This is a genomic window from Sporosarcina saromensis, assembly GCF_054901285.1.
This window is the reverse complement of sequence record NZ_CM142738.1, coordinates 2288470-2313345: the sequence shown is the minus strand read 5'-3', so window position 1 is coordinate 2313345 and position 24876 is coordinate 2288470. Positions and strand designations below refer to the sequence as shown.

Genomic DNA, 24876 nt, shown 5'->3' with positions numbered 1-24876 from the left:
GCTTGGAAATCCTTTTGTTGTATATCATGTGGTTAGGTTATCATTTGCTCATGCAAGTTAATTAATACTCCATAATAATTGGTATGATCATCGGTCTTCTCTTCGTCTGTTGGAACAAATAAGAACTTAATGTATCACGGATTTCTTGTTTTATGTTTGTCCATTCGAACGTATCTTTATTCACATATTTCTCAACTATTTTACGAACTAAGTTTCTAGACTCTTCAAGAAGCTCCTCAGATTCACGCACATAAACAAAACCTCTCGAAACAATTTCCGGTCCTGCAGCAATTTTTTTCTGTCTACGGCTTAACGTAACGACAACCGTGAAGATACCGTCTTGCGATAGAAGTTTGCGATCCCTTAATACGATATTGCCAACATCTCCGACTCCAATGCCATCAATAAGGATGTTTCCAGCTTGAACTCGACCGCTCATTCGCATCTTTTCATTCTTGTACTCAACGATATCTCCTTTGTCAGCTATGAAGATTTGCGATTTTTGTAATCCAAGTTGTTGTGCCAACTTTGAGTGGGCTATGAGCATTTTATATTCCCCTTGAATCGGAATGAAATATTTTGGCTTCATAAGGTTCAACATTAACTTTAAGTCTTCTTGACTGCCGTGACCCGACACATGGACTTTTTTCGACGCTGTTAACACGTTCGCGCCAGCCTTAGACAACTCGTTCGCCATTTGGTACATGGCAACTTCCATACCTGGGGATGGAGTGAACGTAATAAGGATTGTATCTGTATCTTTGATTTTTATATCTTTGTGATGTTTCCGAACAATCTTCTCCAACGCATCGAGTGGTTCACCTTTGTTCCCTGTTACAATGATGACGACTTCGTTATCTGGATATTTACCAATATCCTTAACTGAAATAACCATCTCTTCATCGATTTGTAAGTACCCAAGTCGCATACCCACTTCAAAATAACTTTCTAGACTTTTTCCCACAACAGCTACTTTTTTCCCTGTTTCCAAAGCTTTGTCAAACACTTGTTGAATGCGAATGAAATTGGATGCATACAAAGCAACAAGCAAACGTCCTTCCGCTCCATAAAATGTTGTCGATAATTGCTCTTCAATGACCGATTCTGAAGTCGTATAACCTGGTCTTTCAGCTTCATTTGAATCGGACATCAAGATGAATACACCTTCATCGCCTAGAGCAGCCATTTTTGAAATATCCGGTCTATATTTTCCTTTCGCAGACTGGTCAAATTTGAATTCACCAGTATGGACAATAGCTCCTTCACTCGTATGGAAGACAATACCTAGCGAATCAGGAATGCTATGTGTCGTATGGAAAAATGTTACATGCGTCTTTTTGAAATTCATGCGGCTTTTATTGGAAACCTCAAAAAATTTCACGCCTGCTGGTGCTGGCATTGATTTTAAATGCTCTTTTGCCAGCGCTAGTGTTAGTTTTGATCCGTAAACAGGAGCTTGCACTTTTTGGAGAAGATAAGCGATGGATCCGATCGCATCCTCGTGTCCGTGTGTTAAAAAGATTCCTTTAACCCGCTCTTTATTCTCCTCGATATACGTTAAATCGGGAATGACGATATCGATGCCAAGCATTTCTCCCTCTGGGAACATGAGACCAGCATCTACAATGAAAAGCTCGTCATCAATTTCTACTACATACATCGCTTTGCCAATTTCCCCTACTCCTCCAAGGGGTATTACTTTAATAACTTCATTTTTCGTTTTTGTCACATTGTTTCCTCCTATACATTGTTTAAAAAGACTGGTGATGGATAATAAACCGTCTATGTATGCTATCAATTGAACAACTTGCATAATTGTACAAGCTGTCAACCTGCGAACATGTATCGCGTGTGCAAATATGTTGAATACCCGTCCAGAACGACTAATTTCCATTATACGTGACAATACCCTCAGTACACAAACAAAAAAAGCCGGACACTGCTTCCGGCTTCACTTTATGGTAATAACATATCGTGTTTTTTAAATGCATTCCAAACCGCATCAAATGTTTCGGATTCCTTCCCGAAATCCGTTAAAGGCATGCGTACACCACCCGTTTCAATACCAAGTTTGTTCAAAGCATACTTGACTGGAACAGGATTTGGAGCCGAAAAAATTGCATTAAATACCGGTAAGAGAATTCTGTGCATTTTTGCAGCTTCCGTAATATCACCGGCTTGGAACGCTTTGATCATTTGTTGCATTTCCAAACCGACCACATGGGAAGCAACAGAAATCACTCCATCTCCCCCTACGGCCATTAACGGCAATGTGAGTGCATCATCCCCACTGTAAACTTTAAATCCTGCATCTGTTCCGTTAATGATAGCAGCCATTTGATCCAGACTGCCACTCGCTTCTTTGACAGCACGGATGTTATGAATCTTTGAAAGTTCAATGACTGTTTCGGCCTGCATATTTACTGCCGATCTACCAGGTATATTGTAAAGAAGGATTGGTAGCTTTGTTTCACTCGCAATATGTGCAAAGTGAGCGACCATCCCTCTTTGGTCTGGCTTGTTATAGTATGGCGTGACGAGCATGACACCGTCTGCCCCTAACTGTTCAGCTTGTTTCGTTAATTTCACTGACTCAGCTGTGTTGAACGTGCCTGTACCCGCTATAACCGGGATTCTTTTGCGGACAATTTCAACTGCATATTTTACAATCGCCGACTTTTCAACATGATTCAAAGTCGGCGATTCCCCCGTTGTCCCACAAACAATTAACGAGTCTGTACCGGTAGCAATTAAATGTTCAATGAGCTTTTCTGTCAAATCAAAATCAATGGCACCGTTCTTCGCAAATGGCGTTACCATCGCTGTGCCTATTTGTCCTAGTTCCATACTTACCCTTCCTTTACGTCGCTTTTTCTGGATGCATCCGCTAAGGAATCACTTGAAAGCTCTAGTGTGAAATGTGGTCGAGTATAAAAGTATGGAGGTTGTGTAAAATTATGATTTTATTAATTCCTCGGCAATTTGGACTGAATTTAACGCAGCACCTTTTAACAGATTATCTGCTACAATCCATAAATGGAACCCTCTTGGATGTGAAGGGTCTTTACGAATCCGGCCTACAAACACTGCATCTTTCCCTTCAGCATATAACGGCATCGGATATGTCTGTGAAGCCGGATCATCTTGTAATACAACACCAGGTGCCTCATTAATAACTGATCGGAGCACATCAACCGTCACATCATCTTGATCAATTTCAATATATACTGATTCAGAATGGCCTGTAACAACAGGTAGTCTTACACATGTTGCAGAAACAGCAATTGTCGAATCGCCAAAGATTTTCTTCGTTTCGTTCATCATCTTCCATTCTTCAAGTGTGTATCCTGCATCACCAAACAAATCGATCTGCGGAATTACGTTAAAAGCAATGGGATAATGTTTTTCTGCAGAAGCCGATGGGAGAAGTTGCGCTTCGATTCCCGCACGTTCTTCAAATTGCTTGCTCTGCTCGTTTAACTCATCAATTGCTTCTGCACCAGCTCCTGAAACTGCTTGATACGTCGAAACGATAATTTTACTAATCCCGAATTTCTCTTTGACGGGTTGTAAAGCCGCTACCATTTGAATGGTGGAACAGTTCGGATTCGCAATTATTCCTGCATGTTGATTGAGTGCATGTGCATTTACTTCCGGAACGACTAAAGGTATCCCTTCATCCATTCTGAAAGCACTTGTATTATCAATCACAACCGCCCCACGCTTAACAGCTTCAGGGGCAAACTTTTGGGAAATCGATCCACCTGCACTAAAAAAGGCAATATCAATCCCATCAAAGGATTCAGGAACTGTTTCTTCCACGATATAAGAACGACCACCTGCGACGATTTCCTGACCTGCAGAGCGTTTGGAAGCTAGCATTTTTATAGAGGAGGCAGGGAAATCCCGCTCCAATAATTTTTCTAAAATTTTTGTTCCTACTGCCCCTGTTGCTCCTACAACCGCTACATTCAACTTATCTTTTTTCATCATCGTCTTCCTTTCCCCATCTGTTAATGCTGTGGATATACATGCAATAGAAAGAGTAATAATACATTCAAATAATTAATGTAACGATCTCTTTCCTTATAACCACAAAGTTCATTGGAGGAATTATATCATACTCCTACTGAATGCGCTTCGTATTTTTTTAATATTGATGAATAATTAATAACGGTTGAAGTTGTCTATTTTCAAGGGCAGCAGCTGCAGCTGGTACCATTAACGTAAAATCAGCAATGAGTGAGTTCGGTTTCTTGTGCGGATCATCTTGACCAAACGGAATAAAATATACATTTTTCATGTTCAGTAGTTTCATGATGTTTGGACCGTTTAGACCTAATGCATCGTTTGTTGAAATTCCGAGCAATACTGGACTTCCATTTCTTAACGTTGCTTTTGCAGCCATCAGAACAGGTGAGTCTGTCGCTGCATTCGCAAATTTACTAATGGAATTACCGGTCATTGGAGCAATAATCATACAATCCACAGGTGAACTCGGCCCAAACGGTTCAGCGCCTACAATGGTTGAAATTACTTTCTCTCCTGTTGCGGCTTCAATCTTTTGAATCCACTCTTCACCTGTTCCGAATCGTGTTGCGGCCGTTAAAACGGAATGTGTGATTACAGGCACAACGGTAGCACCATGATCTTGTAACTCTTGAATGACAGGCAAGATCTGATCATATGTGCAATGTGAGGCTGTAATACCCAGGCCGATTCTCTTTCCTTGTAGCATCTTTTTCCCCTTTCAGCGACTATTCATCCTTAGTAGCGCCGCTGCCAACGCTTTTGCAGCATCGACTGGAAAATGTTTCCCCGGCAAACCAAGGTGTATTGTATAGTATTCATCAGGGGAATTGGCCTTTAGGCAACCTGGTGCCGAAGCGAGATCGAATATACGAAACTGATCGTTTTCTTTCACACGCAACCATTGAGCCGGTATGGTGTTTATAAGGGTTCCGTCCATTGTAAGTGTGTCAGTTTCTAATCGTTCTGTTTGATAGCCTAATGCCGAAGCTTCACCGATTTGGTCAGCAGACCTCGCCAATATTGTGACAGATGCCCCAAGTTTCGACAGTACATCCGCCGTCGCCTTCGCTACTTTACCAAAACCGGCGATTGTAAACTCTTCACCAAAGACCAACCGTTTAGTCGATGCATAATATTCTAGTAAGAAGCCTTCAGCTGTCAGCCGTGCATTCTCCCACACATACTCCACTTCATGGAGGTATGAATGTACAGGATTGCCCGCAACTTCATACGGAAGCAACCAATCTTTTGAGGCAACGCCTGTAAATAACTTTGTGTGAGGTTTTAATTTCTCAACAGGTATTGAATGAGACATTTGTAGAATTGGAAAAACAACATGCGTGGGTGAATAGTGATCGACAATTGACGCCAACTCTTCCGAATACTCATTTCCATCGTAATGGAAAGTGTTGTTGCCCCACTCCTCCATAAGACGACTACATGCTAGCATTCTTTGATCCGTTCCAATGAATAACCATTTTTCATCAGTCTTCTTCAATGTCAAAGTCCCCCATACTATGTGTTTTTCCAAAAAGAATCCGATGTTCCCCAACTAATACAATTTCACTCCATGGAATGAATTCCACCGTATCATGCTCTTTATTACGGAAAGGAAAACGGCTAAATTTCTTTCGAATTTCAAATCCGATAATTGCACCTGTTTTCCGATTGAAAATTAAATCCGTATCAGCTAAAAAACCATACCGAACGCCATCCTCCACTTGTATCAACTCTTTTTGAGCCATTTCGGATAAAAGCATTCCTACTTCCCCCTTTCATATCCCCTTATCAGCATATGTCAAGGAAGCAGTAAAACTGACTATTTTTTATGGAACACTACCTATTAGGACTGATAACGGAAGTGGCACGGTCCTGTACGAAAATTTTGCGGGCTAGGCGGTTTACATGCGTCACTTGTACTTGTTCAATCAATGCAACGACCTCATCTATCGATCGATGCTCACCCAAAATGAGCTCGTTGTTAGCATTCCGATGCATTCTTGCTTCCGCACTATCCAGCCCTATAAGAAAACTGCCTTTTAATTGTTCCTTAGCATTTTGCAATTCCTCTTCTGTTACGCCGTTTTGCGCAACGTCCAGAATGATTTCATCCATACATCTCACCATCGTGTCCACTTGTTCCGGAGCTGTTCCCCCATAAATGACAAAGGCACCCGTGGAGGTAAATGATGAATAGTAGGAAAAGACGGAATAGGCAATCCCCAGTTCTTCACGAATTTGCTGAAATAAACGTGAAGACATTGTTCCTCCGATAATACTATCTAGTAAAATTAGATCGTGTAATCGCGCATCTTTTAACGGTAAGCCTGGATATCCTAAACAGACATGAGTCTGTTCAATCGCTTTTTCCTTCATTGTTTGTCCACTTGAAAAGCGTGGTGGCTGTATGACTGGATTATCAATCGTATCCTTCTTTGTTTTTAATGCAGAAAAATGCTGTTCAATCGCATGAATCAGCGCTTCATCATAATTGCCAGCTACCGATATAACGGTATTTTCAGGTGTATAATACGTTGCCATATACTGTTCAATCATTTCAAGGTTAAAAGATTGAATCGTTTCCTTACTGCCGCCAATTGATCGGCCAATCGCATCATTCGGGTACATGACTCCCCAAAGCCTTTCATCCACATCATCATCTGGCGTGTCTTCGACAGAAGCGATTTCATCCAAAATGACGGCTTTCTCCTTCTCCATCTCTTTCGGATCGAACGTGGAGTTGAAAAACATGTCAGCAAGAATATCGATCGCTTGGTGTGCATAACGGTCTAAAACGATTGCCGAATAACAAGTCACTTCTTTTGATGTATACGCATTTACATCTCCACCAATCCGATCGAATTGTTCCGCAATCTGTTTCGCACTTCGAGTAGGTGTCCCTTTAAACAACATATGTTCTATGAAGTGTGACAGTCCCCATTGGGAAGCCGTTTCATTCGCAGATCCCACTTTCACACAAATGCCAATAACAACTGAGCGAACATGTGGCATTTTTTCATGGACGATTGTTACACCATTAAGACATCTTCTTTTTTGCAGCATTGCGAATCCCCTCTTCCTGTTTGAAAGAATAAAAAGCCACCAACTTCACACGATGCAAAGTGGGGCTTTTTCTTTTATTTTATTCAGCTCATATTATGCGTTATTCTCTTTTTCAGCAGCTTCTTTTTGTTCTTTCAACACAATTTTACGAGACAAGTTCACGCGTCCTTGGTTGTCGATTTCAATGACTTTGACGAGCAGTTCATCACCCATCTTCAATACATCTTCCACTGCTTTTGTACGTTCTTCTTGAATTTCAGAAATGTGAAGGAGGCCGTCTTTGCCTGAGAAGATTTCAAGGAATGCACCGAATTTTTCAATTCGTTTCACTTTCCCTAAATAATATTCGCCTACTTTTGCTTCACGGACAATGTTTTCAATCATCGTCTTCGCTTTTTCGTTCATCTCTGAGTTCGGTGAAGAAATATAAATTGTTCCATCTTGTTCTGTGTCAATCTTCACGTTTGTCTCTTCAATAATTTTATTGATCACTTTTCCGCCAGGTCCAATGACATCACGGATTTTATCCGGATTGATTTTTATCATAATAATTTTTGGAGCGTACGCAGACAGCTGCTCTCTCGGTGCGGAAATACTTGTTAACATATGGTCAAGGATTTTCATGCGACCGATTTTCGCTTGTGCTAATGACTCTTCAAGAATTTGACGCGACAATCCTTCAATTTTGATGTCCATTTGTAATGCAGTAATGCCTTTAGCTGTCCCTGCCACCTTAAAGTCCATATCGCCCAAGTGATCTTCCATCCCTTGGATATCGGAAAGTACGGAATAGTTGTCCCCTTTTTTCACGAGACCCATTGCAATACCAGCTACAGGTGCTTTAATTGGAATACCTGCATCCATCATCGCCATTGTGGACGCACAGATCGATGCTTGTGATGAAGAACCGTTCGACTCTAGAACTTCAGCAACAAGACGGATTGTGTACGGGAAGTCTTTTTCATCAGGGATGATTGCTTCAAGTGCACGCTCACCTAACGCACCGTGTCCAATTTCACGACGGCCTGGTCCACGGATTGGACCTGTTTCCCCGACACTAAAATTCGGGAAGTTATAATGATGCATGAAACGCTTGGACTCTTCAAGTCCTAAGCCATCTATAATTTGTACTTCTCCAAGTGCCCCTAATGTACAAACACTCAATGCTTGTGTCTGTCCACGTGTGAACAAACCGGAACCATGCGTACGTTGTAAAATGCCCACTTCGGAAGATAATGGACGGATTTCATCTAATCCTCGACCATCCGGACGAACTTTCTCATCGGTAATTAATCGACGGACTTCTTCTTTCACGAGGTGGTCTAAAATGTTTTTCACTTGTTTTAATGTCTCTTCATCAGCTTCTGCTTCCGTATAACTTTCCATTACGGCATTTTTCACAGCAGAGATTGCTTCCTCACGTGCATGCTTCTCTTCTGTTTGAATGGCACTGATCAATTCAGCTTCACATTTTTCTTTCACTTCAGCCATCAATGTTTCGTCCAACTCAAATAGCGTAATTTCCATCTTTTCTTTTCCGACTTCAGCAACGATCATTTCTTGGAACTCAATCAGTTTAATGATTTGCTCATGGCCAAACATAATCGCTTCTAAAATGACATCTTCCGCCACTTCTTTCGCGCCAGCTTCTACCATGTTGATGGCATCTTTTGTCCCGGCAACGACTAAATCCAATTCACTTTTCTCCAATTGCTCTGGTGTAGGGTTAATGATGAATTCGCCATCGATACGGCCAATTTGCACACCCGCTATCGGTCCTTCAAACGGAATGTCGGAAATGGATAGAGCGAGTGAAGAACCAAGCATTGCAGCCATTTCAGACGTGCAATTTTGATCAACTGACATGACAAGTGAAATTACTTGGACGTCATTACGAAATCCATCCGCAAATAACGGTCGAATCGGGCGGTCAATTAACCGGCTCGTCAATACCGCTTTTTCGGAAGGACGACCCTCACGTTTAATGAAGCCTCCTGGAATTTTCCCTGCAGCATAAAGGCGCTCTTCATAGTTCACAGTCAAAGGGAAGAAATCGAGAGCTTTCGGATTTTTTGAAGCAGTCGCTGTTGACAATACGGATGTATCGCCATAACGGACAAGTACTGCACCGTTTGCCTGTTTCGCGAGTTGACCTGTCTCAATCGTCAATGGTCTCCCGGCCCACTCATATGTGTACACTTTTTTCTGTTCTGTCATTATGGTACTCCTCTCTTTTTTCAAACGTAAGCAACCATACGTAGTATGTATTTAGTCATAGTGTATCAAAAATGATTCGCTTATGCGAAATATAACATAAATATTTGTTATTGACAGTTCGTTCGCATCAATTCAATAAAAAAAAGCGGGCAAGGCCCGCTTTCCATATCCATCTTATTAACGGCGAAGGCCGAGTTTTGCAATAAGATCACGGTAACGTTGAACATCAGTTTCACGCAAGTACTTAAGAAGTCTTTTACGTGTACCAACCATCTTAAGAAGACCTCTACGTGAGTGGTGGTCTTTGTTGTGTACTTGAAGATGCGTGTTCAAGTTGTTGATCTCTTCTGTAAGGATAGCGATCTGTACTTCTGCAGATCCAGTATCGTTTTCATGAATTTTGAATTCAGTAATCAATTCATTTTTACGCTCTTGTGTAATTGCCATCCTTTTCACCTCCTAATCCATAAAATATCCCCGAATCCCGAGCAATCGTTGGTGATTCGACTTGCCAAGGAAAGGTTCATGCGATTGCACTGATTTATCATATCATGCATGGCTGTTGTATGCAATAAAGATGCACAAAGAATTCAGTTCCTACGCAATTACCTATGTAATAATTGTTTGGCAGTATGCTTGTCTTTTCCTATTTGTTCGATTAACTCTTCGATTGACTGAAACTTTTTCTCAGAACGGATATGAGCGATCCACTCGAGAGAGAGTTCTTGATCATACAAACTTCCTTCAAAATCCATAATGTGCACTTCAACCGTTGGAGTTTTTCTGTTCGGATCATGGAAAGTCGGTTTAACGCCAACATTACATACGCCATCATACCAAGTAGTTCCTACTAAAACTCGGACAGCATATACACCGTTTGAAGGAATAAGGGATTCAGGTTCAGATGCGATATTAGCAGTCGGAAACCCGAGTTGTCGCCCTCTTTTATCACCATGAATCACTGTTCCAACAGTTCTAAACGGTCTACCAAGCAATCTTGCTGTATGTTCAACATCACCGTGAGCAAGCAATTCACGGATTCTAGTCGAGGAGATTTTATGTGCATCTGCTTCCACTTTTGGAATGATCGTCGTCTCATAAACTCCGTCCGCTAATGCAGCCATCTGTTCCATCGTGCCTGAACCTTTGGAACCAAATGTAAAGTCGAAACCAGCTGTGACATGTTTGATGCCTAATCCTTTCATAAACAATTCAACAAACGCTTCTGGTGATAAAGATGCGAGCTCCCAATTGAATGTGACGATGAATAATGTATCAATTCCCATGTCTTGAAGAAGTCTAATCTTCTCTCGATAAGGGGTTATATACCCTACTTTATCCGTTCCACTTTTGAATAGATGGGACGGGTGAGGATCGAACGTCATGACCGCTGATTGGATCCCCAATTCTTCCGCTTTCCTTTTCGCCGCCTCAATGACTGTCTGATGACCTATATGCAAACCGTCAAAAAAACCGATTGCTAAGGAGAACGGTCCAGCGGTAGGTGTTTGAAAATTGTCTGGATAGTGTAAACGATGAATTTCCATGAATTTCTCCCTTACCGATTGACCGGAAACATTTTTTCCGGTTTCATCAATCCTTCTTTAGTCGGATGGTTGCGATAAATCGCAACCGCTTTGTCCTTGTGAGTAAATACAATCACATCATTTTGCAAAAGCAACTTATGTTGAGGCAATACTTGCCCATTCATTATTTTATCATACAAATCTTCTTCGAGTGGCACAAAAGTAAAGTCGATGAGCGCATCTTCCAATGGTCGAATGAAATTGTTCAATTGGCCATTTTCTTTTCGTTCCACCACTTCCGCTAACGTCATACAATCCTGTTGAACAAAGTTGCCAGATGCGGTCCGCACTAAGTTCTTCATGTGAGCAGGATAACCCAATTGTTCGCCAATTTGGACCGATAACGTTCGAATATATGTCCCTTTACCACACGCAATACGAATGGAAAATTGCAACTCTTCGCCTTCAAAAAAATCAGCATCATCTAAAAGCTCAATTTCATAAATGTGCACTTTTCTTGAGGGTCGCTCCACTTCAATTCCTTTTCTCGCGTACTCATATAATCTTTTACCATTCACTTTTACTGCAGAGTACATAGGAGGAATTTGTGTGATTTCTCCAGTTAATCGCTGTAGAACTGTAAGCAACTCTTCGCGTGTGACTCGTTTAAACGTTTCGTCCGACTCGACGACTGCTCCATCCGCGTCTTCCGTCTCTGTAGACGCGCCTATTGAAACAGTAGCAATATACTCTTTACCTGCGTCTGTAACGTATTCAGCGACCTTTGTCGCTTGTCCTAGACAGATGGGGAGTACACCTTCTACATTCGGATCTAACGTACCCGTATGCCCTATCCTTTTCATGCCGAGTATTTTTCGTAATTTGAAGACACAATCATGTGATGTCATTCCTTTTTCTTTCCACAACGGCAGAATCCCTTCCATTCCATCCCTCCTATCTTTTTAAGGCAAAAGGAGGAAATCGGATAAGTCCTTTTGGACACCGACTCCCTCCAATTTTCATTCTTCAGTATTTACTTGACGAAGTAATGATTCGATGCGATTACCGTATTCAACGGAATCATCAAATGCGAACTCGATTTCAGGTGTTTTACGAAGTCTGATTCGTTGTCCAATTTCAGAACGAATGAATCCTTTTGCTTTCATTAGACCTGCCAAAGTAGCTTCTTTTTGCGCATCATTTCCAAGTACAGAAATAAAAATCGTCGCTTGTTGTAAATCTCCAGTCACTTCAACATCAGTGACTGTGACAAAGCCAATCCGAGGATCTTTTAACTTTTGGCCAATGATGCCGCCAAGTTCTTTCTTCATCTGTTCAGCGACCCGATTTGCACGCATAGACATGAATGGTCACCCCTATTTCTTATCAATAATAATCTAGCAGTAAATCAGTCATTTCCCACTCAGGATTCGATTCCAGGAAGCGGATAGCCCTTCTCGTCTCTCCTTCCGCTGCCTCTTTTGAAGAAGCGACGGATACGAGAGCGATTGTTGTACGCTGCCACAAATCCTGGTAATCGATTTCCGCAACGGAAACATTAAAATCATTTTTTACGCGATCGGTCATCTTTTTTAGGACCGACCGTTTTTCTTTCAGCGAATGGACATCTGGAATGAAGAATATGCATTCGGCATACACAATCATGACCGTTTGACTTCCTCCATGACAAAGGCTTCAAAGATGTCGCCTTCCTTGATGTCATTGAAGTTCTTCACAGTAATACCACATTCGTAGCCTTTAGATACTTCTTTTACATCATCTTTAAAGCGTTTCAACGTATCAAGCTCACCTTCAAAAATGACGATGTTATCACGAAGTACTCTGACGCCGGCATCTCTCGTCAATTTACCTTCAGTGACGTAACTTCCAGCAATTGTACCGATTTTAGAAACCTTGAATGTCTCACGAACTTCAGCTTGCCCGATTACTTTCTCCTCAAATTCAGGATCCAGTAACCCTTTCATCGCAAATTCGATTTCCTCGATTACTTTATAAATGACGCGGTGTAAACGAATGTCGACACCTTCTTCTTCAGCAGCACGTTTCGCATTGACATCAGGTCGAACGTTAAAACCAATTACAATTGCATTAGATGCAGCCGCAAGGGAAATATCAGATTCATTGATAGCACCTGCACCGGTATGAATGATTTTGACGTTAACACCTTCCACTTCAATTTTCATAAGGGAAGCCGCCATAGCCTCAACTGTACCTTGAACGTCAGCTTTAACTATCAAATTCAGTTCTTTCATTTCACCTTGTTTCATTTGATCGAACAAGTTATCAAGCGTAACACGTGTTTTCTCTACACGTTGTTCTTGCAATGCATCGCCTGCTCTTGACTCACCGATTTGACGAGCGGTCTTTTCATCTTCAAACACAACAAAGCGATCGCCAGCTTGAGGTACTTCATTCAATCCTGTTATTTCAACAGGTGTCGATGGACCCGCTTCTTTCACACGACGGCCTAAGTCATTGATCATCGCACGCACTTTACCAAATGTCGTACCAACAACAATCGGGTCACCTACACGTAATGTTCCATCTTGCACGAGTAACGTTGCGACAGAATCCACGTCCGCGATCGAGCTGTGCTTCGATCACAGTTCCTTTCGCACGGATGTTTTTGCTTGCTTTCAATTCTGCAACTTCTGAAACGAGTAACACCATTTCAAGAAGATGGTCAATCCCTTCACCTTTCAATGCAGAAATTGGCACAAAAATCGTATCTCCGCCCCACGCTTCAGAAAGAAGTCCATGCTCTGTCAGCTCTTGCATGACACGGTCAGGATTTGCGGAAGGTTTATCCATTTTGTTCACCGCAACAATAATTGGTACTTCAGCCGCTTTTGCATGGTTAATCGCTTCGATTGTTTGCGGCATGACGCCATCATCGGCAGCTACTACTAAAATTGTAATGTCAGTAACTTTGGCACCTCGTGCACGCATTGTCGTAAAGGCAGCATGCCCAGGCGTATCAAGGAAAGTAATTTTCTTTCCTTCCACTTCGATTTGATAGGCACCAATATGTTGAGTGATTCCGCCAGCTTCACCTTGTGTCACTTTTGTATCACGAATAGAGTCAAGTAGTGTCGTTTTACCATGGTCAACATGCCCCATAATTGTTACGACTGGAGGACGTTCAGTTAGTTCCGCTTCAACTTCTTCTGAATCTTCAAAGTAAATTTCAAGATCGGTGACATCAATGCGGATTTCCTCTTCCACTTCCACTTCATAATCTGCGCAAATTAGTTCAATTGCATCCTTATCCAGTTCTTGGTTAATCGTTGCCATAACACCAAGCATAAAGAGCTTTTTGATGATTTCAGACGGTTCGCGTCCTAATTTGTTTGCAAGCTCTCCGACAGATAAGGACTCATAAAATGTAATTTTTTCGGGCAATGGTTTTTCCACTTTCGGCATTGGTGCTGGACGATGTCTTCTGCGCCCTTGGTTAATGCCGCGAGCAGGAGGTCTGCCACCGCGCCCAGCAGGACGATTACCACCCTGCGCTCCTTGTCCTTGACGTGGTTGGCCTTGTGCAGAACGGTTGCCTTGCGTGCCGCCTTGCCCTTGGCGCTGTTGGCCTTGCGTAGAACGGTTGCCATGCGCGCCGCCTTGCCCTTGACGTTGTTGACCTTGTGCAGAACGGTTGCCTTGCGCGCCGCCTTGCCCTTGACGTTGTTGGCCTTGTGCAGAACGGTTGCCTTGCGATCCTTGCCCTTGGCGCTGTTGGCCTTGAGCAGAACGGTTACCTTGCGTGCCGCCTTGCCCTTGACGTTGTTGACCTTGTGCAGAACGGTTACCTTGCGCGCCGCCTTGCCCTTGGCGCTGTTGGCCTTGTCTTGGTCGATCGTCTTGCTTGTTTCTCTCTTGTGATGGACGTGCGCCATTTGAAGATGGCTTTTGCCCTTGCTTTGCTGTATTCGGAGGAGTTGAACCACCTTTGCTGAAATGCTTATCCAATTTATCTTTCGCATCCTTATCTAGCATTGACATATGATTCGACACCTTTACATTCATCTTTCCAAGCTCATCTATGACTTCCTTACTCGTCCGATTCACTTGTTTCGCGTATTCGTGTACACGTATCTTCGTCATTAGCCCACCCCCGGTTATATTCGTTGAGGAGCCCGGATATTTTACCGGCAAAACCGGCATCCGTTAACGCGAGTACGACCCGCGACTCTTTTCCGATTGCATGGCCAAGAGCTTCCCGGCTCCCAAACACATGCTTCTCAACGTTGTAAAAACTACATTTATCATGAACTTTTTTGTGTGTATTTTTTGAAGCATCTTCAGAAATGATGACAAGTCGAGCATTTCCAGCACGAATGTCTTTTACGACCAATTCTTCACCGGTAATCAATTTCCGAGCTCTGGCTGCCATTCCTAGCAACTGAAAAATTTTCTGTGGATGATTCATTTCAATGCCTCTCGACGGATTGCATGAAGAAGGTCCTCATACACTTCCTCGGGCACAGAAGTTCCCAATTGACTTTCAATGGCCCGATTGCGTTTTGCAGTTTCGACAGCTGCTTCAGTTTTTGATACATATGTACCTCGTCCTGACTTCTTCCCAGTCAAGTCGACTGAAACTTCGCCTTCTTTCGTGCGTACAATCCGGATCATTTCTTTTTTAGGGTACATGTCACCTGTAGCAGCGCATTTCCGCAAAGGGACTTTTTTCTTACTAGTCATGGGCACTCATCCTTTCATTTCATTTGTCATCAGTTTCCGAATAAAGATCAATCGTTTCTAAGTCAGTTTCATCATCCGATTCCACATCAAAATACGGATCATCTTTAAACGTATCGTCTCCATTATTCGCACCTGTATATACATCATTTTCATGCTCATCTACAGTATTGTATGGAGTATTCGCAGAAGGATAAATTCCTAATTCACGAGCATCCGTTTCGCTTTTTATATCAATTTTCCATCCTGTCAACTTCGCTGCAAGTCTTGCGTTCTGTCCTCGTTTCCCAATTGCCAAGGAAAGTTGGTAATCAGGTACAACGACTGTTGTCGACCGTTCTTCTTCGTTCACTTGTACGTCAAGCACTTTTGAAGGGCTTAAAGCATTTGCTACAAAGACGATCGGATCTTCTGACCATTCGACAATGTCGACTTTCTCCCCGTTCAACTCATTTGAGATGGACTGGACACGCGCTCCACGTGCTCCAACACAAGAACCGACTGGATCGACTTCTTCATTGTTTGTATGCACAGAAATCTTTGAGCGATCGCCGGCTTCACGGGCAATGGACTTGATTTCAACAATACCATCGTAAATCTCAGGCACTTCCATTTCAAACAACCTGCGCAAAAGACCAGGATGCGTACGGGACACAAAAACTTGAGGTCCACGGGAAGTTCTTTCGACTTTAGTAATGTACACTTTAATACGATCGTGTGGTTTATATGATTCAGTCGGGATTTGTTCTCCAGCAGGCAAAACAGCTTCAACTTTTCCAAGACCGACATACAAATTACGTGCATCGAGACGTTCTACGATTCCATTGACAATATCATCTTCGCGGTCAACGTATTCGTCATAAATTAACCCACGCTCCGCTTCACGCACCCGTTGTGTAACGACTTGTTTAGCTGTTTGAGCTGCGATACGGCCAAAATCTCGTGGTGTGACTTCCTCTTCCACGACATCTCCTATTTCGTAAGCGGGATTGACAAGCAGTGCATCTTCCAACGCCATTTGTAACCGCTCATCATCAACTTCATCGACAACGTCTTTTCGCGAATAGACTTTCATCGTACCTTTTTCAAGGTTTAAATCAACGCGGACATTTTGCGCCTGATTGAAATTTCGTTTGTAGGCGGTCACGAGTGCCGCTTCAATCGCTTCAACAATAACATCCCTAGAAATTCCTTTTTGTTTTTCAAGGGCTGTCAATGCATCGAGTAGATCACTACTCATAATTAATCACTCCTCTATTCAATTATGCCGAAAAGTCAATCGCCAACCGTGCAAAAGCAATTTTCGCCTTTTCAATTTCTACTTGCAATTTGCGTGTCTTAATTCGAATCTCAACTTCTGCAATTTCAGGACCGTATGAAAGCAAATAGCCTTCAAATTCTTTCATGCCATTGATCGGTTCATATGTTTTGATGAATACATATTGACCGATTGCTTTTAAGAAGTCTTCTTCTTTTTTCAATGGCCGCTCTGCACCTGGTGAAGAGACTTCGAGGAAGTAATTTTGCGAAATTGGATCAACTCGATCCAATTCCTCACTCAGCCTTTCACTAACTTGTGCACATTGCTCAATATCGATATTGCCTTCCGGCGTATCAACATATATGCGCAAAAACCAGTCTTTACCTTCTTTTAGAAATTCGATGTCAACCAATTCCAACTCGAGGTCTTTCACAATCGGACTGACGAGTTTTTCGACTTGTTCTGTAATTTTACTCATCATAACCCTCCCGAAAATTCATTTAACTTATCCAATCCGCAAAGAACAACAGAAAAGAGCGGGAGACCCCACTCTTTTCGCGTAAGACTTATAGCAAAAGTTGCTACAATTATACCATCTACTGGGCATCTATGCAAACAATGTGCCAATGCTTTCCGAAGTTGACAGCATTTTTATCAAAACAACGAGAGCTGGTTCGAGTCTGGCATACCTTCCAAACACCCTAATGTATCCATGAATTCAATGACTGTCTTCGATACTCGACCGCGTTGTTGCAAGTCTTCTTTAGAGAGGAAGATCCCATCTTTACGCGCTTCAACAATCGTTTTGGCAACGTTCGTTCCGAGCGAAGGAATTGAGTCGAATGGCGGAATGAGTTTGTTTCCATCTATTAAGAAGACCGATGCATCCGATTTATACAGGTCAGGTTTCGCAAACGTGAATCCGCGTTCTCCCATTTCTAAAGCAATTTCAAGGACAGTTAACAAGTTCTTTTCCTTCGGGGAAGCTTCCAAACCTTTATCGTTTATTTCTTTGATTTTGGCACGCATTGAAGCAGTCCCTTTTGTCATCGTAAGCAAATCATAATCGGTCGCCCGCACTGTAAAGTACGCTGCATAGTACATAATCGGATGATGTACTTTAAAATATGCAATTCGCAGTGCCATCATAACGTATGCAGCAGCATGGGCTTTAGGGAACATGTATTTTATTTTCTTACAAGAATCGATATACCATGCAGGTACATTATTTGCTTTCATTTCCGCTTCGAATTCTGGAGTCAGCCCTTTCCCTTTCCGAACAGATTCCATAATCTTAAATGCCATGGATGGTTCTAGACCTTGATAAATCAAGTACACCATAATATCATCACGACATCCAATCACGTCGGATAATTGACAAATTTTATTTTGAATCAATTCTTGCGCATTCCCTAACCACACGTCAGTCCCATGAGATAGTCCGGAAATTTGAATGAGTTCGGAGAAGGTAGACGGCTTCGTTTCTTCCAACATCTGCCGTACGAAGCGTGTACCGAATTCCGGCACCCCTAACGTTCCTGTCTTGCAATCAATTTGCTCCTCAGTTACCCCCAATGAAGTCGTCCCGCTGAACAATGCCATGACCCCTTCATCGTCGGGTGGTATCGTTTTCGGATCTATACCCGATAAATCTTCCAACATTTTAATCATTGTCGGATCATCGTGGCCTAGAATATCCAATTTCAGCAAGTTATTATCAATGGAATGGAAGTCAAAATGCGTCGTCCGCCAACTTGAACCTGTATCATCTGCAGGATATTGGATTGGCGTAAAGTCAAATATATCCATGGTATCAGGTACAACAATGATGCCGCCTGGATGTTGTCCGGTATTCCGTTTAACACCCGTACAGCCTTGTACGAGCCGGTCGATTTCCGCCCCACGCAAATTTATATTATTGTCGTTCATATACCCTCGGACATAACCGTATGCTGTCTTTTCAGCAACCGTTCCAATTGTTCCAGCACGGTACACATAATCTTCCCCAAAAAGGACTTTCGTATAATTGTGTGCATGCGCTTGGTATTCACCGCTGAAATTCAAATCGATATCCGGGACTTTATCCCCGTTAAAACCTAGGAATGTTTCGAACGGAATGTCGTGTCCATCTTTTTTAAACATCGTTCCACAAGAAGGACAAGCCTTATCGGGCAAATCGAACCCAGAACCAACGGAACCGTCGTTAAAGAACTCGGACAGTTTACATGAAGGGCAGACGTAATGTGGCGGCATCGGGTTTACTTCCGTAATCTCCATCATCGTCGCAACAAGTGAGGAACCAACAGAACCACGGGACCCGACCAAATAGCCATCATCCAATGATTTTTTAACGAGCTTATGGGAAATTAAATAAATGACGGCAAATCCGTTATCAATAATGGATTTTAACTCTTTCTCGATACGCGCTTCCAAGATGTCAGGTAAGTTCTCTCCATAAATGCTATGAGCCATCGAATAGGTCAAATTCCGAACTTCCTCATCGGCACCTTCGATTGTCGGTGTATACAAATCGTCTTTAATGACTTTAACATTGCCAATCCTTTCGGCAATTGCATTTGGATTATCAATGACAATTTGTTCTGCTGTCTCTTTGCCTAGAAACGAAAAGTGTTCCAACATTTCGTCAGTCGTTCGGAAATGCACTTCAGGGAGCGCGTGTCTATTCATTGGATTTGCCCCACCTTGCGAACGGACAAGTACTTGGCGATACATCGCATCTGTTTCATGAATGTAGTGGACATTACCAGTGGCACAAACAGGCAATCCCGTCTTCTTTCCAAGTTTGATCATTTTACGCATAATATCTTCAAGATTCCATTCGTCCCGTATCAATTCTAATTCCAATAAATGCGAGTAGACCGGCTTAGGATGTAGTTCCAAATAGTCGTAAAACCTTGCAATCTCTTCAACTTCCTCCATAGACTTTTGCATAAGACCTTCAAAAACTTCACCTTTATCACAACCTGAACCAACCAATAGTCCTTTTCGGTATTTCGTTAGTAACGACCTTGGAATACGAGGTACGCGATAAAAATAGTTCATATGGGAAATTGAAACGAGTTGGAACAGATTTTTCAGTCCTTCATCATCTACCGCTAACAGTGTACAATGCGATGGACGCGAGCGTTTATAAGCATCTCCTTCACCGATGTTCTTATTAAAATCATCTAAGAATGCAATGCCCTTCTCTGCAGCATCTTTCATCAATCGGATGAACAAATACGCTGTCGCTTCTGTATCGTAAATTGCACGGTGATGTTGCGTCAGTTCAATATCAAACTTTTTTGCTAACGTATTCAAACGGTGATTCCTTAGTTCAGGATATAAAAACCTCGCGAGCTCGAGTGTGTCGATAACCGGATAAGATTTGTCATGCAATTCGGCTCGTTTACTCGCTTCATAAAAGAATCCCATATCAAACGATGCATTGTGTGCAACAAGAATAGAGTCGCCTATAAATTCTTTGAAATCTCTAATGACTTCAGATACTTCTGGAGCATCCTTCACCATGTCATCTGTAATACCTGTCAATTCCGTCGTCGTTGAAGACAATGGATGATGCGGGTTCGCAAATCGTTCAAAACGTTCTTTTATTTCCCCATTTACGACTTTCACTGCCGCTAACTCAATAATTGTATCGTAAACAGCAGAGAGTCCCGTTGTTTCGACGTCAAAGACAACATATGTATCATCTTCCAGTTTACGGTGTTGCTCATCATAAACAATCGGTACGCCGTCGTCGACTAAGTTTGCTTCAAGTCCGAACAATACTTTGATGCCGTGTTTTTTTCCAGCAGAAAATGCTTCGGGAAATGATTGGACATTCGCATGATCCGTTATTGCTACAGCAGGATGACCCCATTTAGCAGCTTGCTCAACAAGTGCAGATGCAGTCGTAACAGCATCCATCTGACTCATTGTCGTGTGTGCATGTAATTCCACTCGCTTACGGTCATCAGGTGCTAAATCTTTGCGAATGACAGGAGCAACTTCCATAATATCTTGTGCCATCATAATTAGATCACGGACAAATGTATCGTTTTGAATACTGCCACGCGCACGTACCCAGGAACCTTTCTTCAACGTTTTCATCAATTCCGCATCTTCATTGTCCCGCGAAAACATTTTCACTAATATCGAGTCCGTATAGTCAGTCACTTTCATCGTTAATAAAGAACGACCACTACGCAGTTCTCGTACTTCCGTATCAAAAACGAAGCCTTCAATCGTCACTCTACGTTCTTCGTCTTGAATCGATTGAATGATCATTAACGGTTCGTCAGGCTTAATCGGTGTCCCTAATATGAACGGTCGATTGCCCTGATCACCGTTTTCCTTCTTCAACGCTTCTACTTTTTGAAGATTTGCTAACGCGGTTTTTGCATACGCTTCTTCTTCAGCTTCTTTTTGTGCAATGAAGGCAAGTCTCTCCGCTTCTAGTTGAGCTTCATCCTCCACGACGGTGAATTCGATTGCCACGGAAGAAAAACCGAATGAAGCATAAACATCAGCTAGTAGTGGTCCGTATTTCGTTTTCAACGTTTGTTGTTCAAACTCGCTTGTACAAACTAACGTCATCTTCTCACCTACTAGAACAGGCGTCTGTCCTAACAACCTTTCCCTAATGGGTGGAGACATATCTCTTAATTCTTCAATAACAATTGGCCAATAACCAACCACTTGCTCAGCGTTCTTTTCGGTTATACGACAATTCACCTGTAAACGTACTGTTGCAATTGAATTGAATGCATCGAGCAAACGCTGTTGAAACAATTGAAATACGTGTACTGGCAATGTCCGCTCCAATTGCACGTTGAATTGCCACACTCTTGACTTCCGATGAATATCGACACGTTCCAATGTTCCGCCTTCAAAACACGCAATTACTTGGTCATCTGTCATACCAATTTGCTGAAGCAATGTCAGTAGTTTCATTCTCGCATCCATGCTGCTAACCCCTCCACTTCAAACGTCAAAAGAAGGGAAGAACCGATTGAACGCACGGCCTTCCCCCTTTTTTAACGAGTTGTTAAGAGAAAAACGACTGAAGTTTTTCCGTCACTTCTTCTCTCTGCCACTCGACTGTTTCACCAGTCTCTCTAAATTTGACCTCTACAATTCCTTCTTGTGCCCTTTTTCCGATTGTTATACGGATCGGCAAACCAATCAAGTCGGCATCAGCAAACTTCACACCTGCCCGTTCATGGCGATCATCATGCAAAATTTCATACCGATAAGATTTCAATAAATTATACAGTTCCTCGGATAATTGCCTCTGCACTTCGTCCTCCATATTAATCGTCACAAGATGGACATCATAAGGAGCAAGGTGTTTTGGCCATTTCAACCCATTTGCGTCATTGTATTGATCCGCAATGGCTGCAAGAATCCTAGAGACACCGATTCCATAGCAACCCATAATATATGGATTGTTTTTTCCATTCTCATCTACATACGTTGCGCGCATCGGTTCACTATAAGCAGTGCCTAACTTGAAGACATGCCCTAATTCAATTCCTTTTGCAAATCGGATTATTCCTGAGCCGTCAGGAGAAGGATCTCCTTCTTGGATGAAGCGCAAGTCAATAAATTGATCGATCGCGAAATCCCTTTCAGGGTTGACGTTGATTAAATGATAACCTTCTTCATTTGCACCACAGACAACATTCACTAAATTCGCTACCGAATAGTCAGCGTATACTTTCATTTCTATCGGTAGTTTGACAGGACCAATAAACCCTACTTTACACCCAATTAATGACTCTATTTCCTGTTCTGTAGCAAATGAAAGATCCCATGCATGTAATGCTTTCTTTAACTTCAGTTCATTGACATCGTGATCACCACGTGCAACGACCGCAAGGAATTCACCATCCGCCTTATAGATGAGTGTTTTAAGAACTTTGTCGACTCCAACTTGTAAATACTTCGCAACATCGCTGACTGTCTTTTGAGTAGGCGTTTCAACCTTTTCAATCGCTTTTTGCGTTTGATTCGGCTTTTCTTTATTTGCACTCACTTCAGCTGTCTCAATGTTTGCCGCGTAGGCAGATGCATCGCTATAAGCAATTGTATCTTCACCAATATCGGATAATGCCATGAATTCATGTGTATCCGTTCCACCTATCGAACCGCCATCAGCAAGTACTGCGCGAAAGTTCAAACCAATCTTTGTAAAGATGTTTGAATAAGCTTGCATCATAGCTGAATACGTTTCATCCAAACTATCTGCTGTCGCATGGAATGAATAGGCGTCTTTCATAACAAACTCACGTGCACGTAGTAAACCAAACCGAGGGCGTTTTTCATCACGGAACTTCGTTTGGATTTGATAGAACGTTAACGGCAATTTTTTGTAAGATTTCACTTCATCTCGTACGAGCGAAGTAATGACTTCTTCATGTGTTGGTCCTAATGCCATTTCTCGGTCGTGACGATCACTAATCCGGAATAATTCAGATCCATAAGCATCCCATCGCCCTGTTTCCTGCCATAGTTCAGCTTGTTGCAACGTCGGCATAAATAGTTCGGCTGCATTCAGTGCATCCATTTCTTCACGGATAATTTTTTCAATTTTCGACAACACTTTTTTTGCAAGCGGCATATATGTATAAACGCCGCTCATATGTTGTCGGACGAATCCTGCTCTTACTAATAACTGATGGGATACTGTGTCAGCATCTGTAGGGACTTCACGCATCGTTGGGATGAATGTACGTGATTGTTTCATTTGCTTTCACCTCGAATTCCAGTAGTTAGATTGTCATGCTCCATTAGAAGAAGAAGCGTTGAATGTCATTCCAGGTGACAACAACCATGAGAACCATGAGTAACATGATCCCAACAAAGTGAACCATGCCTTCTTTTTGTTTGTCTACAGGTTTGCCTCTTACAGCTTCGTATAGGAAAAAGAGTAACCTTCCTCCGTCTAGTGCTGGCAATGGCAATAAGTTCATGATTCCTAAATTGATACTCAGTATAGCCGCCCAATTCATTAATGTAAAGATGCCGAACCGAGCCATTTCTTCTGTCGCCTTATAAATACCGACTGGTCCGCTCAGCGCATCAATTGAAAATTTACCTGTAACGAGCATCCCTAACAATTCAAAGATCCGTGTAATCCAGTTCACTGTTTCAGTAGCACCATATTGCAATGCTTTTAGAGGACTCTTCTCGTACTCAGGTGCATACTTGACACCAATTTGTCCGAATTCTTGGCCGGAATCCACGATAGTCGAAGGCGTCATCGTCATCGTTAACAGTTCTCCTGCTCTTTCCACTTTCACTTGAATCTTTTCACCAGGTTTTTCTTGAATGATTCCAGTAAATTGAGACCATTTGTCCACTACGGTCCCGTCCACTTCTTTAATACGGTCACCAGCTTCCATCCCAGCAGCATATGCAGGCGTATCCTTTACAACTTCCGCGATGATCGGTTCGTCTTTAGGTACACCATTTAATAACCCGATGGCTAAGAAAATAAAGAATGAAAGAATGAAGTTAAAGAGTGGCCCTGCAAAAATTGCCATTGCTCGACTACCTAATGGCTTTGAATCAAATTGACGATCATAGGGTGCAATCAGTGTTTCTTGCCCTTTTTCATAGATGATCGCTTCTCTCGTAACATTGTATCGGACGAGTTGGCCGTCTTCATCATAGCCTTCAATATACAATTCTTTACTGAGGTCTGCAGACTCTGTCTCTAAAAAAAGTACATTCGGATTTGCAATTTCACGATTCAAATAGATTTTTTCTACTTCGTCCGAATCATTGAGCACAACTCCAACTCGATAGCCAGGTAATAGTTCGACAGAGTCAAAGTCCTCTCCCGCCATTCGTACATAGCCACCAAACGGTAGAATTCGGATTGTGTACAACGTTTCTTTCTTCCGGATTGCAAGAATCTTCGGACCAAAACCGATTGCAAATTCCCGCACCATGATCCCTGCTTTTTTCGCAAATAAGAAATGCCCTAATTCATGAAAAAAAACAAGTGAACCAAATATGATAATAAACGCAATAACGGTTTCCATTTAA

Annotated in this window: 20 protein-coding genes and 1 pseudogene; all 21 read right to left on the bottom strand. The window is 42.3% G+C overall.

From position 1 onward, the window contains the following. Positions 1-61 precede the first annotated feature (61 nt). Positions 62-1729 (bottom strand): ribonuclease J, encoded by a 1668-nt coding sequence (locus ACVHUV_RS11630; protein WP_317941609.1) that lies wholly within the window; start codon positions 1727-1729, stop codon positions 62-64. A gap of 227 nt (positions 1730-1956) precedes the next feature. Continuing rightward, entirely contained in the window at positions 1957-2847 is an 891-nt protein-coding gene (dapA, locus tag ACVHUV_RS11625) for a 4-hydroxy-tetrahydrodipicolinate synthase (protein WP_317941610.1), read from the bottom strand. A 108-nt stretch (positions 2848-2955) separates the two neighbouring features. Next, entirely contained in the window at positions 2956-3993 is a 1038-nt protein-coding gene (locus ACVHUV_RS11620; protein ID WP_462084685.1) for an aspartate-semialdehyde dehydrogenase, read from the bottom strand. Positions 3994-4150: 157 nt separating this feature from the next. Further along, on the bottom strand, positions 4151-4738 hold the full coding sequence (locus ACVHUV_RS11615) for a dipicolinate synthase subunit B (RefSeq protein WP_317941612.1): 588 nt from the start codon (positions 4736-4738) through the stop codon (positions 4151-4153). A 12-nt stretch (positions 4739-4750) separates the two neighbouring features. Beyond that, positions 4751-5530, bottom strand: coding sequence for a hypothetical protein (locus ACVHUV_RS11610; protein WP_317941613.1), 780 nt, complete (start codon positions 5528-5530; stop codon positions 4751-4753). Further along, a complete protein-coding gene (locus ACVHUV_RS11605; RefSeq protein ID WP_317941614.1) occupies positions 5517-5792 on the bottom strand; it encodes a YlmC/YmxH family sporulation protein in 276 nt (91 codons plus the stop codon). The genes ACVHUV_RS11610 and ACVHUV_RS11605 overlap by 14 nt, the downstream gene beginning before the upstream one ends. Positions 5793-5868: 76 nt before the next feature. Further along, positions 5869-7095 carry a M16 family metallopeptidase gene (locus ACVHUV_RS11600; protein WP_462084684.1) on the bottom strand — a complete coding sequence of 409 codons (1227 nt, stop codon included), beginning with the start codon at positions 7093-7095 and terminating at the stop codon, positions 5869-5871. 93 nt (positions 7096-7188) lie between these two features. Then, positions 7189-9312: a polyribonucleotide nucleotidyltransferase gene (gene pnp, locus ACVHUV_RS11595; protein WP_462084683.1), complete on the bottom strand. Its 2124-nt coding sequence runs from the start codon at positions 9310-9312 to the stop codon at positions 7189-7191. 177 nt (positions 9313-9489) lie between these two features. Beyond that, positions 9490-9759 carry a 30S ribosomal protein S15 gene (gene rpsO / locus ACVHUV_RS11590; RefSeq protein ID WP_317941617.1) on the bottom strand — a complete coding sequence of 90 codons (270 nt, stop codon included), beginning with the start codon at positions 9757-9759 and terminating at the stop codon, positions 9490-9492. Between the two features lie 158 nt (positions 9760-9917). Further along, a complete protein-coding gene (locus ACVHUV_RS11585; protein WP_462084682.1) occupies positions 9918-10859 on the bottom strand; it encodes a bifunctional riboflavin kinase/FAD synthetase in 942 nt (313 codons plus the stop codon). Between the two features lie 11 nt (positions 10860-10870). Further along, the gene (gene truB, locus ACVHUV_RS11580) at positions 10871-11782 is read right to left on the bottom strand and encodes a tRNA pseudouridine(55) synthase TruB (protein ID WP_462084681.1); all 912 of its coding nucleotides are present in this window, start codon (positions 11780-11782) and stop codon (positions 10871-10873) included. A gap of 75 nt (positions 11783-11857) precedes the next feature. After that, positions 11858-12202 carry a 30S ribosome-binding factor RbfA gene (gene rbfA, locus ACVHUV_RS11575; protein ID WP_317941620.1) on the bottom strand — a complete coding sequence of 115 codons (345 nt, stop codon included), beginning with the start codon at positions 12200-12202 and terminating at the stop codon, positions 11858-11860. A 22-nt stretch (positions 12203-12224) separates the two neighbouring features. Next, on the bottom strand, positions 12225-12503 hold the full coding sequence (locus tag ACVHUV_RS11570) for a DUF503 domain-containing protein (RefSeq protein WP_371389928.1): 279 nt from the start codon (positions 12501-12503) through the stop codon (positions 12225-12227). Beyond that, a pseudogene (infB, locus tag ACVHUV_RS11565) lies at positions 12500-14960 on the bottom strand (translation initiation factor IF-2). The gene ACVHUV_RS11570 and the pseudogene infB overlap by 4 nt, the downstream one beginning before the upstream one ends. Further along, positions 14908-15285 (bottom strand): YlxQ family RNA-binding protein, encoded by a 378-nt coding sequence (locus tag ACVHUV_RS11560; protein WP_371389925.1) that lies wholly within the window; start codon positions 15283-15285, stop codon positions 14908-14910. The pseudogene infB and the gene ACVHUV_RS11560 overlap by 53 nt, the downstream one beginning before the upstream one ends. Next, the gene (rnpM, locus tag ACVHUV_RS11555) at positions 15282-15560 is read right to left on the bottom strand and encodes an RNase P modulator RnpM (RefSeq protein WP_317941624.1); all 279 of its coding nucleotides are present in this window, start codon (positions 15558-15560) and stop codon (positions 15282-15284) included. The genes ACVHUV_RS11560 and rnpM overlap by 4 nt, the downstream gene beginning before the upstream one ends. Before the next feature lie 19 nt (positions 15561-15579). Next, a complete protein-coding gene (nusA, locus tag ACVHUV_RS11550) occupies positions 15580-16797 on the bottom strand; it encodes a transcription termination factor NusA (RefSeq protein WP_317941625.1) in 1218 nt (405 codons plus the stop codon). Positions 16798-16819: 22 nt separating this feature from the next. Further along, positions 16820-17296, bottom strand: a complete 477-nt coding sequence (rimP, locus tag ACVHUV_RS11545; RefSeq protein WP_317941626.1) for a ribosome maturation factor RimP — start codon at positions 17294-17296, stop codon at positions 16820-16822. Between the two features lie 176 nt (positions 17297-17472). After that, a complete protein-coding gene (locus ACVHUV_RS11540; protein ID WP_462084680.1) occupies positions 17473-21786 on the bottom strand; it encodes a PolC-type DNA polymerase III in 4314 nt (1437 codons plus the stop codon). 82 nt (positions 21787-21868) lie between these two features. Continuing rightward, positions 21869-23569 (bottom strand): proline--tRNA ligase, encoded by a 1701-nt coding sequence (locus tag ACVHUV_RS11535; RefSeq protein WP_462084679.1) that lies wholly within the window; start codon positions 23567-23569, stop codon positions 21869-21871. Between the two features lie 43 nt (positions 23570-23612). Beyond that, on the bottom strand, positions 23613-24872 hold the full coding sequence (gene rseP, locus ACVHUV_RS11530) for an RIP metalloprotease RseP (RefSeq protein ID WP_462084678.1): 1260 nt from the start codon (positions 24870-24872) through the stop codon (positions 23613-23615). Positions 24873-24876: the final 4 nt, after the last annotated feature.